This is a genomic window from Adlercreutzia sp. St.1H8, from assembly GCF_059728655.1.
Window position 1 is genome coordinate 288,397 of the sequence record NZ_AP039376.1, and the last position, 18,551, is coordinate 306,947.

Annotated in this window: 1 protein-coding gene (running past one end of the window); it reads left to right on the plus strand. The window is 67.0% G+C overall.

What is annotated here, in order from left to right:
• A protein-coding gene (locus AC6I0Y_RS01175) for a PASTA domain-containing protein (RefSeq protein ID WP_497732430.1) crosses the window boundary here: on the plus strand, positions 1-18,551 show its beginning. 40,558 nt of this gene lie beyond the right edge of the window; 18,551 of the gene's 59,109 nt are visible here — the first part of the coding sequence; the start codon lies at positions 1-3; its stop codon lies off the right edge, out of view.

An 18,551-nucleotide genomic window follows, 5' to 3' on the forward strand; every position in this document is an offset into this window, starting at 1 on the left:
ATGGGGCAACAGTTCAGAGAAATGCTGACTCAGGCTATAACGCGCGCACGGGCGCGCAGGAGCGACGCCGTCGCGCCTGCGGCTGCTGATGCCGTCGAAGGGCGCGTCGCCGCGTGTCTTGATGACGTTGCGGCAGACGTGTCGGACGCTGGCGACTGCGTTGCGCATCAGCCCGATAAGGCGCTGATGGCCTGCGATGACGCCGCAGCTGCGGATCTCCGCGTACGCGCGGGCGCAAGCGCGAACGCATGCGCGAAGCGCGTCGGCGTGGTTTCCGAGGTGGAGGCCCTCGCCGGCGACATCGCGGCTGAGACGCCCGTGACCTGCGACGATGCCGCATCCTCGGGCTCTCGCGTACGCGCGGGCGCGCACGAGGCGTGCGATGGCGCGGTTGCCGAGGCTGCTGTCGCGCCGCAGGAGGCGGTTGCCGAGGCGGCCGGCGTGCTGCAGAAGGCGGCCGGCGACGCGACTTGCGGCACGGCCGATGGCGCGGAGGGCGCAGATGCGGCGGGCCCGGCAGGCTCTGGCGCCGCTTGCGCCGCAGGCTCCGGCGCGGCGGACGCGGATGCCGCTTGTGCGACGGTCTCGGCCTCCGCGGCCGAGGCAATCGCCTCCTCCGGCGCGGCTCGTACCTCCGCTGGCGCCGCAGGCTCCGGCGCGGCTCGCGTCGCCGCTTGCGCGGCGGCCTCGGGCGCGACCGCCTCTCGCGGCTCCGCAACCCCCGCGACCGCCTCTGCTCGCGGCGCCTCCCACGGCGCGGCGGCCCCCGCGCCTGATGCGGCCCCGACCGGCTCTGCGGTCATGGGCGGCGTGGTGGCCACTACGGCTCCGCGGGTCATGTCGCTGCCTCGCCGCGTGCTGGCGGTGGCGCTCTCGGTGCTGCTCGTGTCCACCATGTGGACGGACGCCTCCATCGCCGAGGCCCGCACCCGCGTGCTGGGCGACGCCGCCAACGTCGCCGCGAACGATGACGCGAAGAACGGCGCTGCCGACGCCGACCAGAACGCGAAGGACGCGGAAGACGCCGCCGCGACCGACGCCGACAAAGACGCCGACGCCTCCGCCGACGCCGCCGACACCGATGCCGACGCCGCTACCGCCGCCGGCGACAAGGACACCCCCTCCGACGCCGACGCCGCGGGCGACGACGCCCCCGCCGCGAACGAGCCCGACCTCGACAGCTTCCTGCCGCAGGGGCTGGTGGACGCCGACAAGGTGATCCCCTCGGTCTCCGACAAGCTGCAGCAGACCAAGCGCGACCACCTCATGACCACCGCCAGCGCCAAGGCCGACGACGTGAAGCGCGCCCTCCAGGGGCGCTTCGGCTTCGACGTGGCCGCCTCCGGCGCGCTTCAGGCCTCCGACGGCGCCTACCCGCTGGCCGGCACCGCGCTCAACCTGGCCGCTGACCTGGGCAACCTCGACGTGCTGCTGGACGGCGGCTACCTGGGCGCCGTGGAGGACACCGACGTGGTGGCCCTCACGTTCACCGCTCCCTTCGTCTATGCGCTCAACGCCGACGGCACGCCCGCCACGGCCGCGCAGCTGGCAGCCGCCGCCGGCGCCACCGGCTCGGATGCGCTCACGGTCACCCAGACCCTCTCCCAGGAGGAGTGGAAGGCCTACGGCGGCGAGGCGCTCGGCATGCGCGTCGTCCTGAGCGCCGACGAGCTGCCCGCGGGCTGGTCGGTGTGGACCGAGCACCGCGGCCGCTACCTCAAGCGCACCGCGGCCGACCTGAAGGCGGGCCTCTCCGGCACCATCGTCTTCCGCTACGAGGGCGTGCAGGACAACAACGGCATCACCGTGCCTGAGACGCGCGGCCAGCTGGCTGCCGACGCGCCGATGCCCCAGCTCACCGCCCGCATCGCCGGCGACATCCCGGCTGACCAGCGCCTGGACGTGACCGCCGGCTACGCCGTGAGCAGCTACACTGCCGCGCTGGAAGAGGCTGCCGACGGCAAGCAGGAGCCCAAGGCCGACACCGTGGTGATCCCGCTCTCCGAGCCGGAGGCGGTGAAGTTCACGCTGACCAACGTCGCGCCCCAGGTGGGCGTGGTCGCCGAGGTGGCCCCGCTGGCCGCCCCGACCATGGGCGAGGCCGAGGGCTGGGCCACCTTCGCCGTCACTGTGCGCGCCGCCAAGGGCGACTACGCGCTCAACGGCGCCGTCCTGCGCCTGACCGACCTGCCGGACATCGACGGCAAGGGCACGCTCAACGCCGCGCGCAGCTTCGCGTTTGACATGACCGACCTCACCGACGAGCAGCGCGCCGCGCTCGATCCTGCCGATGAGGAGGCCCTGGCCAAGCTGGCCGAGGATCAGGACGTGAAGATGCCCCACGGCGTGGCCGTGGGCGAGCGCGGGGCCGACATCACGTTCGACCTGCGTCCGAAGGACGCCCAGGAGGGCCCGCGCCAGGATGCCAAGAGCTCCAAGACCGCCCAGGACACCGAGCGCGTCTTCTTCGTGGCCGTGGCCTATGACGAGGACGCCCTCGTCCCGGCGGAGGACGGCACGGCCTTCCAGCCCACCGACCTGACCATGGCCCTGACCGCCAACCTCAAGGCCAAGCTCGTCCAGGAAGAGAAGATCGACGCCACCCACCAGGCCGACGCGGAGGCCGTGCTGGCCGACGAGGAGGCCACCCAGACGGTGGCCCTGGGCGCCCAGACCCTCGCGTTCCCGCTGCCCCCGGCGCCCGAGGAGCCCGAGGCCCCCGCCGAGCCGACCGAGCCCAGCGAGCCCGCCGACGACCCGGCTGACGAGCCCGCCGACGAGCCCAGCGAGCCTGCCGACGAGCCCGCCGCCGACGCTCCGGCCGAGCCCGCCGACGAGCCGGAGCCTGAGGAGCCCACCGGCGCCTGGACCCCCAACGTCCCCGCGCGTCCTAATGCCGTGGACGAATTCGATGCTCTTCTGGTTGACGAGAGCGCCACGGTTATGTCCTATGCGGGCGTCACCACGCTCGACGATGTGACCGACCCGATGAACACCCTCAACGGCGAGGATCCGGTGGCCGTGTCCCTGGCCGTCATGGCGTTCACCGCCTCGCGCGCCGGCGCGAGCCCGCGCGCGGTGTATCCCACCGGTCCCAGCAGCGGCATTGCCCTGGACGACAAGCTGTTTGACCCCAACTTGGTTCCTAGCGGAGTGTCAACCTCCCTCGGAAAGGGCGTCTACCTGGTCAACGATCAGGAGAGCCCCTCTTTGCAGCTGGCCATCAACATTGGCGCCACGAGCGGCTACTTCGGCGGATACAGCAGGTATACCGATGACTACTACGGCACCGTCGACCCCGCTACCGGCGTCTACACTCCCGGCAGCGATAAGGAGTCGCCCTCTGTCTCCACGGCCAACGACGCCATTAACCGGGCGGTGGAAGACGGGCTAACCCTGGGGTACTACACCGATGAGATCGCGAAGGCGAAAACCGAAAACGAGAAAAACTACTGGCTGCTCGAAGACTACAACTGGAGCAAGGTTGTGTGCGGCTATAACGAGATGGCTGTCTCCTTGGAGCTGAACGTCCCGTACCTCTATACCAACAGCGAGGGCGGCACGGCCTCTACCTATAGCTATCCAGAGTGGGTTGAGCACCACGGCGGTTATGCTGATGACGGCAATCCGGCTAATCCCTCGCAGGCCCAGCTCTTCGCAATCAGCCTAGGGGCTAACCAGAACCAGATGCTGAACTATTGGAGCGTCTATTTGGAGGTCCCCGGAGTTGCCGTGAAGGAGAACGATCCCTTCTATAACCTGGTGTGTCTGGATGAGTACCTTACGCAAGGCGGCTCAACTGATGAGGGAGCAGCCGTCATAGCCGAGATCGTGAAGAAGAATCCGGCCATGGAGGGGCTGAACTTCTCCCAGGGTCTGACGGGCACGCTCAAGTTCATCTGGCACGGCGAGACGGACGAGACGAGCCCGACTCAGTTCAACCAGAAGCTGTACGTGGAGGGACACATGACGCGGTCTCCCTCCGTTGAGGTGAAGATGCTTGGCGACATTCCCGAGAATGCCGGCGGCTCCATCACCTACGGCGGCGACGCCTATGTGTTCTCTGCCCTGAGGGGCGCCACGGAGCTTTTGTACTATCCGGACAGGAAACCTGGCAATAAGTATCACGCCGCCGTCGGCACGGGTACGGCCAACTCCATCCGCACCATCACGCTGCTCAAGACCAACCTTACGTGGAAGACCACCTACGAGGCCATCTCGGACAACGTGCTCTACGACCGCTACAACTATATGGTGTACAAGGTGGATACCTCCAACACGTCCACCGGCTCGGCGGAGATCGACTACCTGGAGTACTTCTTCCGCGTGCATAACACGCAGATGAACAACAACCAGGGCATCACCGAGCAGGACCTCAAGCAGTGGTACGAGTATCCGACGGGCTCGGGCGAGGCCGTCCGCAACCCGATATGGGATAAGGACTACACAGGCGACGGAGCGGGGGCCGTCCCCGACTCCGCCAAGTACATAGGCGTGCCTAACTCCGGCGGTGTACTCATCTACGACACCACCAACTGGCTCCCGCAAGACTACGACGTGCTGGACATGCGCACCTTCGCCAACATCGACTCCATCATGGCCCGAGCGGATGCCCGCCCCTTCAGCTACGTGGAGGAGACGGACGACTCGGGCAAGGTGGTCAAGCGCACCAAGGTCTATGACGATCGCAACGACGACCAGTACGAGATCGTCGACGCTCCCCTTGTCGATGGCAAGCCCGACATCAAGACCAAGCCCATCCCGTACCGCACCAACAACGAGTCCGGCCGTGTCAACTTCACCGTGTCGGGCACTGAGGGCGGTCACCTGTATCCCAATAGCAATTTGGAGGATGGAACCGACGGGCACTTCTCGTTCCTCATGGCGGTGCCCTATACCACCAACATCCAGCAGTCGGTGGGTAGCCAGGGCCTGGGTTACTACGTGGATCTCGAGCCGCGAACCACCATCTACTTCGGTAAGCTGGGCGAGGGCAAGGACTACTCCTGGTCGGACAACGAGCGCAAGTTCGCCGCGCCGTTTGGCCTGCCCGAGGCCACCATGACCGCCACCAAGAGCGCGCTGGAGACCTACCGCACCCTGGCGTCGGGCGCCATCCAGGAGAAGGATCCCGAGCCGGTGATGACCACCACCCAGAGCTACCTGGGTTATCCGGTGAGCTATCAGATCTACGACTTCACCACCAAGGGCAACATGCCCCTCTACGGCGAAAACTCCAGCAGCCTGACGGCCGGCCCCGAGATCACCGACAGCCTGCCGGACTACTTCCGCCTGTACAACCTGGAGTTCGAGATCGAGACGGACTACCCCCACGACCCGAGCAAGCCCGATCATGCCCTGGCGAAGTACTTCGACGTCTTCCCCAATGATTTCATCGACCAGGTAGCGCTGGGCAACCCGGACGGCAGCGCCGTGGCGCAGTTCCAGGTGTCGAGCCCGGCCAACGACCCGGACAACCCGGACGCGGAGGACTACGAGTGGGTCAACCTGGGCAAGCCTGAGTACGTGGAGACCCGCGAGAAGACCAACGCCGACGGCGAGACCACCTACACCCACGTCTACCGTCTGGGCGGCACCACCAAGGCCACGAGCCTGGCTGCCAAGCTGGAGGCCCGCGACATCGCGCCGCTGCCCGGCGTGGCGCCTGCGACCAACGAGGACGACCCGGATTCCGACAACCTCAAGTTCACCGGTGAGATGCGCATCGTCATGTCCACGCCGGTGGAGGCCAACATCAAGGTGCCCGTCACCCTCAAGGTGAACGGCGTCATGCCCATCCCGCAGAGTGACTACCGCAACACCATGTCGGTGAGCTACGGCAAGCGCATGTGGAACTACGTATCCCAGGAATACGCCTCCAACCTGGAGACCTCCGAGCGCGCCATGGGCGGCTTCCTGCAGGCGAAGGCGCCGGTGCCCACCGTGCAGGCGACGGCCATCTCGTCGGCCGCCTCGCTCTACGACGACAAGGCCGCCATCAGCTCCAACGACGGCACGCGGCAGCCCATCCTCAGCCGCGACGGCGCGGGCTGGCGCTTCACGCTCAACAACACCAACTACTCCAAGATGGAGCCGGCCACCTTCACCGTGGGCGACATGTACGGCTCTACCCAGGGCGCGGGCTTCAACGTGGAGAAGATCGGCATCAGCCAGGGCATCCTCGACTCGTCCGAGATCACCAAGCTCACCCTGCGATACCGCACCGCACCCGGCGCGGGCGGCGGCGCGCTCACCACGCAGACGCGCGTCATCGAGGGCGAGGAGCTCAAGGCGCTCATGGCGAGCCACAAGGAGGTCATCACCAACCCCGACGGCTCCACCAAGGACAACGGCATCGTGCTCACGCCTGAGCTGTGGGCCGGCACGCTGCCGGGCCAGCAGGGCTACTTCGTGTCGCTGGAGATCGGCTTCGACTCGTTCAACGGCCGTCAGGGCATCGCCGCAGGCGAGAAGCTGTGCGTGGAGGTGCAGGGCTCGCCTGAGGAGCTGGACACCATGTCGCTCACGGGCCGCTTCTCCACCGCCTACGAGCAGATTGCCCCCAACCTGAGCAACCGCAACGTGGCGGCGAGCGCCACCGCGTCGTTCACGTCGCGCAAGGCCCCCTACAACCTGAAGGTGAAGGTGGAGGGCATGCGCGAGAGCAAGGTGCCCGGCGACCCGAGCGCGCTGCTGGGCAACTGGGAGTACAAGCGCAACGACGACGGCAGCATCGTGATGGAGAACGGCAAGCCGGTCATCGAGAAGGACGACGCCGGCCGCGACAAGGTGTTCGAGGGCTACATCGGCGACCCGGGCACCGGCTGGCGCATCACCGTGTCCAACGACTCGAACTACTCCATCGGCAACGCCGTGGTGAAGGGCGGCTGGGTGCTCAAGGAGTCCCAGGGCCAGGGCAAGCCGGTCTCCAAGACCGACGAGGACCCGCTCAAGGTGCCCTTCAAGACCAACGGCCGCACCGACTACGATTCGCAGAAGATCGTCATCAGCCCGGCGCTGTGGAAGCCGATGACCGTCTCGGTGGACGCGAACGGCAACCGCGTGCCCGACGGCTCAGCCGCGGCGGATCACACCGAGGACCGGCTCCTGGGCGGCGTGCTCTCCGACCTGCGCCTGACCTACTGCCTGGAGGGCGACGCCAACGAGACGGCGCCCACCGAGAAGAGCGACTTCATCATCGACGGCGCGCTGCTGCGCGCGGCCACCGGCACGCTCACGGCCGAGGACCAGGCGGCCATCACCGCCGGCACGCTGGACGTGTCGGCCCAGCGCATCGCCGACGCGGGCATCAGCGTGACGGCCGACGGCTTCGTGGTGGTGTCGCTCGAGGACAACGTGGCCTGGACGGACGCCCATTACCTGCGCGGCTTCGAGCAGTTCTTCACCGACTTCGGCTCCGGCCTCACCCCGGACGACGGCGGCTACATCGACCTGAACGGCACCATCGTCAACCAGGACACCATGGAGCTGGGCGGCATCTTCAGCACCAACTACGCCAAGGCCACCTGGAACACGGCCACCGACTCCAAGGGCAAGTTCGAGGGCATGCCCTACCCGGCTGACGGCACGCCGCTCATCGAGGCCATCGCCAACCTGGCCGCCGACGGCAAGAGCGACGACATCCACATCACCGAGGGCAGCCGCTCCAAGTTCGCCACCGGCACGGTGGAGGAGGACGTGGCCGGCTTCCAGCTGGCCAAGCAGAAGGCCTACTACGACTACGACTCGGGCTACAAGGTGACCGTGGCCAACGACACCAAGTACGCCATGAGCCTGGGCGGCACGCTCACCGTGGGCCCGCTGCCCAAGTCCACGCTCGCCGACGCCCGCGTCGAGAACGCCCCGGAGGAGTTCGTCGACTACGAGACGCGCCAGGTGGTGCTCTCGCGCGAGCTGTTCCAGGTGAACCCGCAGGGCGGCGTGACGGCCGGTGACAAGCAGGCCGCCTACGCCGGCGACATGATGGACGCCTACATCGAGTACTATGACATGACCGACACGGCCAACCCGCAGCTCAAGACCCTGCCGCTCAAGGAGGTCGTGGAGTGGGTCTACGGCCACGGCATCGACGCCGAGGGCAAGGACGACGGCACCGCCGTCACCGCGCTGCCGGGCTGGGCCACGGCCAAGGTGCTCGACGAGGAAGGCAACCCCACCGCCACCGACGTGGTGTCGGTCAACGCCGACGGCGACATCGTCATCGACTGGCAGGCCTGGGGCAACGGCTACCTGTCCGGCCTGGTGCTGGACTACAGCAAGTTCAACGGCTGGGTGAACAAGGCCACGGACGCCTTCGTGGAGCTGCGCGGCACCACCACGAACCGCGGCGAGTTCCGCCTGGATGCCAAGTTCAAGACGAAGCAGGCCATCGACGACTGGACGCGCTCGTGGACGAGCTCGGTGGCCCTGGACTCGGTGCTGCCGCCCATCCGCCCGAACTCCGCCATCGGCGCCTACGGCTCCGAGACCAACGCCAACCACGCGCAGGCCGTGGACGGCCAGATCCTCAACCCGGGTACCGAGGACCTGACCACCATGCACATCAACCAGGACACGCTCTACGCCCTGGGCACCGTGCGCGAGAAGCAGCAGTTCGCGCAGAACTACTATAACCAGTACCCGGTGGTGGCGCAGGAAATCAAGATGGACAAGCCCATCGCCTACCGCGAGGAGCGCAACTCGGGCTACCGCGCCATCGTCACCAACAAGTCGGACTTCCCCATGTACCTGGGTGCCAAGCTCACCATCGGCAACCTCGTGCCGCGCTGGGACAGCTACGGCAAGGCGCTTGACGAGACGCTCGGCTACCACACCACCGACCTCACGCTCTCCGAGGGCCTGCTCGCCCATTCGGAGATCGACCGCATCACCGTGCGCTATGTGCCCGCGGGCACCAAGATGCGCTCGGGCAGCGGCTCGGGCCTGCTCACCGGCCTGCCCAACACGTCGACCAACACGTCTACCCAGGTGGGCGGCAACCAGGCGCAGATTCCCGGCGGCCTGAGCGTGGACCTGAAGTGGAACGACCTCAAGCAGTACTGGGACGCCGACGGCGACGGTACGCTGGATGCCGGCAACGTGTCCATCCCACACGATGAGTGGAACAAGGGCGAGGCCTACTACTTCGAGGTGCACTTCAAGCGCATCGACGCCAACGTCACCGAGGCCGACAAGGCGTGGGCCGACCTGTTCGGCTATGCCATCGACTCGGCCAACGTGTCGCTGGCCACCGACCCGTACCATGCAGAGTCGGATGACCCCAACGCGTACGCCAACCAGTACGACATCCTCCATGCCGGCGCCACCCACGGCTGGGGCTGCACGGGCGGCGGCTGGAACGTGCAGCTGCGCTACATCGGCTACAACGCCTACGTGGGCAACTACTACGTGACCATCCAGGCAGACAGCCGCCTGAAGGCCACCTACCCCAACAAGGACTGGGACCTGCTGGGCAAGGCCGGCCACACCACGGCCGCGGGCGAGCTCACGTTCTCGGACGACCAGGCCAACCTCTATGCCATCGCCGGCATGCCGCGCACGAACGTGACGGCCAACGCCTACTTCGACAACGCCAAGACGGCCGACGAGGCCATGGCGGCGTCGGGCATCGGCGGCGCGGCCACGCCGGATAACTACGGCACCGGCGCCAAGGCGTTCTGGGGCGAGGACGGCGCGGGTTACCGCTTCCACGTGTACAACGGCGGCGACGACGGCAAGGGCAACGTCCTGCCCGGCCGCAAGATGTTCGAGTCCGAGCTGCAGATTGGCACCGACTCCCAGAAGCTCTACACCGACCCCGAGACGGGCGCTACCACCACCAAGCCCGAGGAGAGCCCCTACAGCACCGAGATAGCCAACGAGGACATCCCCGGTCGCGACGACGTGGAGGACTACGAGAACGCCAAGCGCGGCTACCAGTCCAAGGCGATCATGATCTCGAAGGGCCTCATGGCCAACTCTGAGATCAAGGAAGTGGAGGTCACCTACTACCCGCAGGTGGCGGACGGCGCGCCTGCGCCCGCCAAGCAGACGAAGGTGCTGGCCTACGCCGACCTGCTGGCTGCCGGCTACGTCAACGGCGACGGCAACCTCGTCATCCCGTGGGACGAGTGGGGCCAGGGCTTCATGACCAATGCCGTGGTGCGCTTCACGTCCGTGGGCGTGGGCGCCGGCCTCAACACCGACGACTGCTACGTAGACGTGTGGGGCGAGGCCAACAGCGTGCTGGACATGCCGCTGTCGGCCTGGTTCGGCTGCACCTACAAGCAGGACGGCTGGCACTACCGCCTGGATGAGCCCAAGCAGCCCTACGGCGCCAACGTCAAGGGCTACGCCAAATACAAGTGGGACGGCACGAGCGAGGGCGCCTACGCCTACGCCACGTCCAACCGCTGGAAGGCCGGCTGGCCGAACAGCTGGGCCCAGGGCGCCACGTGGCCCAACGGCTGGGGCAACGGCTATACGCGCATCGGCGACTTCGTGAGGTATGGTTCGGATGGCGGCACGGTGTCTGATGTCACCAAGCCCGAGAACGCCTACGACGCCACTCGCGCACCGCAGTTCAAGCGCCTCATCGCCCAGTGGGAGAAGTACTGGCGCGGCGCCAACGTGTGGCAGGCCGGCGCGGCCACCGCGTGGGTGTACGGCCGTCCCTACGAGGTGAACGAGGTGGTGACCGCCCAGACGTTCATGCGCTCCGACGGCCCCGCCTCCGACAGCGGCTATGGCGATACCGCGCCCTACAACGGCACTGCGGACCAGACCAACGGCAACCTCAAGCGCAACACCACCACCACCGCGTACTGGGAGGAGTCCGGATCGGGCTTCCGCTTCACCCTGGCCAACGACACCGACTACCGTATGCGCAAGGCGTACTTTGCCACCGAGGCGCTGCCCTACAACAAGTACGAGGGCAACCTGGTCAACTTCACCACGGAGGCCGTGGTGGTAGGCGCCGGTATGTTTACCAAAACTAACTTGCGCGACCTCAAGCTCTTCTACGCAGCCTACGACGCCGCTGCCGACGCCGTCACGCCGGGTGACGTAACCCTCTCCGGCGACGACCTGCAGACCTTCGCCAACGCCACCGACGCGACGGACGCGGACGTGGCGGCCCTGGTGGGCACCGCCGATTGGTTTGACGACATCCGGATGGCCGACGGCTTGCTCACCGCGTTCGACGCCGACGGCACCGTGACGATGCAGCGTGACGCCGACGGCAACGTGGTCATCAACAAGGCGCTGTGGGGCGGCCACTACTTCCTCAACGTCGAGGCGCATATGCGCGACTTCGCCGCCCGCACCACCAACGCCGACGACGCCTGGTTCGAGTTCTGGGGCACCGGCTCCTACCGCTGGCTCGACAAGACCATGTACGGCACCTTCCGCACCGACTGGATCACCCAGTGGTGGAACACCAACAACAAGAACGACCAGTACGCCGCGAACAGCAGCTACGGCACCCTGGTGGTGAACAACGCGCGCAACAACGTGTTCACCCCCGCCTGGATCGCCAACGCGCGGGCGCACGCCTACACCTACGGCACCGCCAGCTACGACTACAACCCCTACAGCACGCAGAAGGGCAACACCGCGGCTCCCGCCAAGCCGGCGAGCCTGAGCGGCAACGCGCCCTATACGTCCACCGTGGGCGCGCGCCTGAACGTGGCGCTGCCGCCGGTGCGCCCCAAGGTGGAGATGTGGGGCTACAAGAACGCGGCCGCGGCCAACACCGAGCACAGCCTGCTCACCGACAAGTACGCCACCGCTGGCAGCGCCGAGACGGCGCGTGACATTCCGCGCACGCCCACGCTCACGCCGCGCCGCTCCGTCGACTGGGGCACCGAGCCCCGCGCCTACTGGCAGGACGAGCACGTGGGCTACCGTGCCGTGGTGACCAACGACTCGCTCTACGCCATGCCGCATGGCGCGCAGATCAACATCGGCCCCATTCTGCCGGTGTCTGACGAGGCCGCGCCGGCGTTGCTGCAGAACGCGGGCTTCCGCACCACCCAGCTCACGCTCTCGCGCGCGCTGTTCGACGCGGGCATCGAGCATGACGTGAAGCAGGACGACGGCACCACGGCCGACGTGAGCCGCATCAAGTCCGTCACCTTCAGCTGGTATGCGAAGGACGCCAAGGCCAACTCCCAGTGGAACACCACCACCTGGCAGGGCGACGTGCACGGCACGGGCGGCGTGAAGAGCACCGTCACCGCCCGCACCGGCAAGCTGGGCAGCGAGCTGCACACCACCACCTACGACGCCGACCAGGTGAAGCAGTGGTTCGACGACGCCGCCGGCGACGACGTGGTGCTGACGAGCGAGAAGTGGCTCGACGGCGACCTGGCCGGCGTGACCATCGAGTACGACTACTTCCAGAAGGGGCTGACCGGCACCGACGCCTACGTCGACTTCTTCGGCTACACCATCGACTCGCCCGATGTGGACAAGCGTCGCGCCATCACCGACACCTGGTGCATCAACGACGGCTGGGAGGCCGACGACGGCAACACGGTCACCCAGTTCTGGGATTGGTACTACACGGTGGTGCAGCTGCCGTCTGAGTTCCGCACCACCTACGACGTGGCGGAGTGGAACTACCTGTACGCGGGGTCTGACTACGGCGCGGGCAAGAAGCCCAACGGCTACAACAGCTACAGCCCCAACAACTACGACGAGCTGACCAACACGCGCGACTGGGGCGAGCTGTTCGCCCACATGCCCGCCTCCAGCCAGAACGTGACGGCCAAGGCGTACTTCGTGGACGGCGCCACGCCCATGGGCGCGCTGGCAGCCGGCGTCCTGAAGGACACCGAGGCTGCCTACTTCCGCTACTACGGCGCGGGCTGGCGCTTCGCGCTGACCAACTACGCCAACCCCACGGTGGTCATGGCCAACAACAACGTGGCCAGCCTGCCGGGCGGCCACAGCACGTGGGATCCGGACTCCAACGTCTACGACGGCGCCTATGAGATGTTCGACAGCTACGTCGAGGTGGGCGTCATGCCCAAGGAGGCCGTGCCCGACGGCAGCGTGAGCGGCACCGCCGACGAGCGCGATGACTACGAGAACGCATGGCGCACCTTCGATGCCAAGACCATCAGCCTGTCTGCGGGCCTGCTCCAGGCGGCCACGTGGGACAAGCTGGGCACCGCCCGTGGCAACGCGGTGAAGACCATCGCCATCACCACGCACCCGAAGCCTGCCGCCGACGGCGACGGCTCCGGCGACGGAAGCGGCGACGGGGACGGGGGCGATCCCGACCCGGCTCCGGGGGAGACGGTCGAGACCGAGACCTTGGCCGACGGCAGCACGCAGGTAACGATCACCCGCGCCGACGGCACCACAGTGGTCACGCACACCGCGCTCGACGGCACGGTGACGGTCACGCGCACCTTCGCGCTCGACACCATCCAGGCTGCTGGCGCCACCCTGGACGCCGATGGCAACCTGGTCATCCCGTCTGAGGTGTGGGAGGGCGAGTACTTCCTCAAGGCGCGCGTGGATTTCGCGCACTTCAACGCCAACGTGCGCGAGGCCGACAACGCCGCCGTGGACGTGCTGGGCCGCACCGACGTGTCGCAGAAGAACGTGACGCTGGCCGCCACGTTCAACACCTGCTACGGCGAGAACACCTCGCTCTCGGGCGCGCTGACCCCCGGCGAGGGCTGGGATCATCGTGACGACCGCTACGGCCGCTGGGGCAACGCCATCAACGGCACGAGCGTGTCGGGCGTGGCTGCCGACAGCGTGGACACGCTCTTCAACCACGTGAACCCGGCGCTGACCAAGGACACCAACGGCAACCAGGCGCTGCCTCACAAGACCCTGGGCATCACCATCCGCCAGAACAGCACCATCATCGACCGCCCGAGCCTGCTCAACCGCTCTAACGGCATGGATCTGGAGGATCGCGCTACTCTGGTGGCCCAGATCGATCCCATCAAGCCTGACGTGATCGGCGAGACGCTGCTGGGCGCCCCGCGCCCCGGCACCGACCGCGCGGCCCTTACGTGGGACGGCAGCGAGAAGCCGGAGGATCCGGGCAAGTACTTCGACGACAAGGAGCTGGAGACCCTCATGGGCTCCGAGAGCTCCGGCTGGCGCCTGAGCCTGACCAACACGTCCGATTACGCCCTCGACCACGCGCGCTTGAACGTGGGCCCGGTGTACTCCGAGCTGGTGGACGGCGTGTGGCGCGGCTTCGACGTGACGCACCTGTACCTGAGCGACCAGGCCATGGCCGCCATCCTGGCCGGCAAGATCGCCGAGAAGAACAACGCTGACTTCAAGGATCAGTACGAGACCATCGGATCCTATGACGTGCCCGCCTACAACCAGGCTGCTTACGACGCCCTGACCGTGGACGACGTGAAGGCCATGCTGGAGGGCTATACGGTGGACCTCTACACCGTGGGCCGCGAGGACGCCACCGCCGTGGGCACCACGGCCAACGCCAACGGCAGCTTCGCCGCCGCCGTCCCCTCCACGCCCTCGGTCACGCTGAACCTGGCCGATTACGTGGTGGAAGAGGACATCTACGACGGCGCCTCCGACGACGTGACCGGCAAGAAGCGCATCGTCATCGACATTCCCAAGGAGGCCTGGAAGAGCGACGCCGAGGATGCCGATCCCGATGCCGGCACCGAGGCCCATGCGGGCAACTACCTGCTCAAGGCCGTCTACCACCTGCCCGGCTTCGCCTCCAATGTGCCCGGCTTCACCACCGACTCCGCGGGCAAGCCTGCGGGCAACGGCGCGTACCTGGACGTGTTCGGCGCGCCGAGCCGCGCGGTGACCATGCGTCTGGACGCCACCTTCAGCACCGAGTACAAGACCGAGAGCTGGAACCAGAACACCGCCACCCGCACCACCGATAGCGACTACTCCACCATGCTGCCGCTGACGGCGGAGCCCTCCATTCGCACCACCTTCAACTGGACGGGCGGCACCTCCAGCGAGGATCACCGCAACGTCACCCTGGTGGAGGACGGCTACACCGACGCCGATGGCAAGGACATCGACCGGACCATCTTCAATGCCAACAGCTACGTGCCCTACCGCTGGGGCGAGGGCCCGACGGTGGACAAGAACGATCCGACCGGGCCTACCGAGTGGGCGTGGTACGAGTACGTCCTGGAGAACAACACGCGCTCCACGGCCGAGAACGGCTACTACGACCTGGTTATCAACGAGGTCTCCAATCCCAACGGCGATGCTCGCGGCTTCATTCTGAAGGAGCTGCAGGTGGACGGCTGGCAGCGCTATGCCACCACCGGCCGCCATCCCGTGCTGACCCCGGATGACTTCGCCGCGAATCCCGACGTTGCCTACGAGTGGGGCAACCGCGCCGGCACCATCGGCGAGCTGTGGATCTACGGCTATGACCAGACGGTCTACCACGACAACGGCGACCACGCGACGCCTGAGGCCACGCCCATGGCCAAGATCCCCCTGGACGACGCCTTCCTGGAGACGTACCTGGGCAGCACGGTCAAGGGCGAGCAGGGCACGCTCATCCTGCCCCTGGATGAGGCCACCCTGACGCCGTACCTGACGGCAGGGGAGGACTTCCGTCCCATCGGCACCGTGCGCCTGATATACCAGTCCATGGCCTCTAATCTGGTGTGGAATGCCGACGAGTCCCAGGACACGTCGTTTACCGCGCGCCTCTACGGTGACGTGCGCACCCACGGCACCCAGACGAGCGTGACCGACGCGAACAGCTACAGCAATCTCATGTCGTCCAAGACGGCGTACTTCCCGCTGTCGTCCTACTACGGCAACATCAACCGCACCACGGAGTGCAAGGTCAACGTCACCAGCTACTACGCCACCACCACGTCCGAGGCCTTCAAGCCGGCCTCGGCGCACCCGAATGCGGGCACGGCGACGAAGAAAGCTACGGTGGAGGACGTGCAGAAGTCCACCACCGACGGCGGCACGCGCCAGCCGCTCGCGGCCGTGGACAGCAGCAGCTACCCCTACATCCGCAACAACACGAGCCTGGCCAACGGCAACCGCGCCGTGGTGGAAGTGGCCAACAAGGCCGACGACGCGGGCTACCACTTCACCTACCGCAACTCCACCCGCGCCCGCTCCGACGCGGCCACCATCACCATGCGCATCGACTCCGTGTCGATGAAGGCGCGTCAGATGCTCACGTCCAACGCCGATCCTGCCGACGACCTGGACTTCACGCACTATTACGACGAGAACGGCACCCTCCAGAGCGACGGCTTCTACACCAACCGCGGCGTGGTGCGCGGCTTCAAGACCGAGACGCTCGACCTGAGCTCGGCCACCATGGCCATGGGCCAGTTCCAGTACGCCGACCTGACGTTCCTGCAGCCCAACGGCGTGCGCTTCACCCTGCGCCTGAGCCCGGATGAGCTGGCCAAGTACCAGAACGCGGCCGACGGCTACACGATTGACTTCGCCGCCGCCTGGGGCACGACCCTCGTGCGCGACCTGGTGGCCAGCCCCGATCTGGCCGGCAGCCGCTATGCCGCCGCGGACATCATCAACTACAACGTGCCCAAGCAGCAGTACGCCATCGACGACTGCTACCTGTACCAGATCGACCTGCAGTACGGTTCGCTCGAGCCCAGCTGGCGCCCGACGAACCACCTGGAGACGGCCGATGCCGCCGCTGACGCCCAGGGCCTGCTGGACGTGCGCGCCACGGGCGAGACCGACTGGTACAACGCCGCGGGCAACGTGGACACCAACCAGCACACCCACAACGGCGCCGCGCAGAACCGCTGCCAGTCTCAGTACTTCACCACCTACACCAGCGGCGGCGTACTGCGCTACACCAACTACTACCCGCACGACAACACGCTGCACAGCTCGCTGTTCCTCACCCAGACGGGCGCCTACGACACGCGCGCCCTGGTGGAGAAGTGCGCCGGCATCAGCGTGCCGCGCCCCCGCATGGAGGTGCACAGCTTCGTGCAGTACGGCCAGGCCGACTACACCGAGCAGGTGCGCGCGGACAGCAGCAACCCCGACGCCAACCGCACCGAGGTGACGGTGCCCTACGCCAAGAACTTCACCTTCCAGGCGCAGCTGCGCAACGAGCCGCGCTCGGGCGCGAGCGCCTATTCCAAGCTCGACGACGCCGACGTGACCGTCACCTACCCGCTCGACTTCGAGGCGAACATCGTCACGGGCCCGGGTACCACCAACAACAAGATGAGCACGTGGACGGGCTTCCATCCCGTGCAGACCACCATCAAGGACGAGTTCATCCGGTGCTTCCCCGGCGAGACGGTGGGCAAGATCCGCATCTACGGCTACACGCGCTCGCAGGTGGCAAGCGTCCGGAGCCTGGCTGCGGCGCCTACCAACGTGCCGAAGATCGTCCTGCGTCCGTACTACGAGGACGGCGCTCTGGCTGGCTTCGAGGTGGAGGACGCGCCGGAGAAGAACGCGGCGGCCAAGACGAAGTTCCCGCTGGCGGCCAACGGCGACCTGGTGCTCGAGGAGAAGGACATCTACAACCTGGGCATCGAGATCACCAAGACCTTCCAGCTGTGGTCGTGGAAGAACATGACCGAGGACGCGGTGGACTACGCCAACCAGAACATCGTGGTCCAGGGCTACACCGACACCTACTTCGAGAAGCAGCGCACCATCCGCGTGACCACCGAGAACCACCTGGACAGCTTCCGCGAGGCGCCGCTCGACCTGCCGCTGTTCACGGCGGGCCAGCCCCTCGTGGCCGGCAGCGTGTACGGCAACGCCAACACCGTGGCCGACAACTACATCGTGTCTTACACCGACAGCTCGCTCTACTTCGTGTCGAAGATGTACTACGACGCCGTGAGCCGTGCGGCCTACGCTGATGTGATGAGCGGCGAGGCCGTGGAGGACAAGAACGAGGCCGACGCCAACAAGAGCCCGCTTGAGCAGGCGGTGGGCAAGAAGTTCGAGCTGGCGGCCGACAAGAGCGCCTTCGACACCACGCTGTACTCGTTCGACGAGAAGGACGTGTGCGACGGCTACCTGACCATCCCCGAGGCCAACCTGGGCAGCTACGTCTACGGCGAGGATACCCCCGAGGCGTCCAAGACCACCGTCTACGTGTACCAGGAGAACGCCGATCCGACCAAGCCCGGCACCTACGTGGAGGCCACGCTGGGCCTGGGCGCGCCGGATGCAGACGGCAACCCCACCTACACCTACACGGTGGGCGCCCTCACGCTGCCGGCCAAGGGCGTGGGTTTCTACACCTACGACGCCGGCGCCATCCACGATGGCTACACGGCCATCCCCGCCGGCTCGGTGAAGGACTACCTCACCAACGGCAAGAGCGTCTTCGTGAACGAGGGCGGCTCCTACCAGGAGGCCGTGCTCGTGAAGGGCGAGGAGGAGGACGGCGGCTCCTTCGACATCACCTACTGGCTGATGGGCGAGGCGCTCAGCGGCGCCCCGGCCGATGAGAAGGCCACGGCCAAGTGGATCCTGCGCAACGCCAACTACGACATCGTGGTGGAGTACGCCATCAGCGACCCGCATACCGA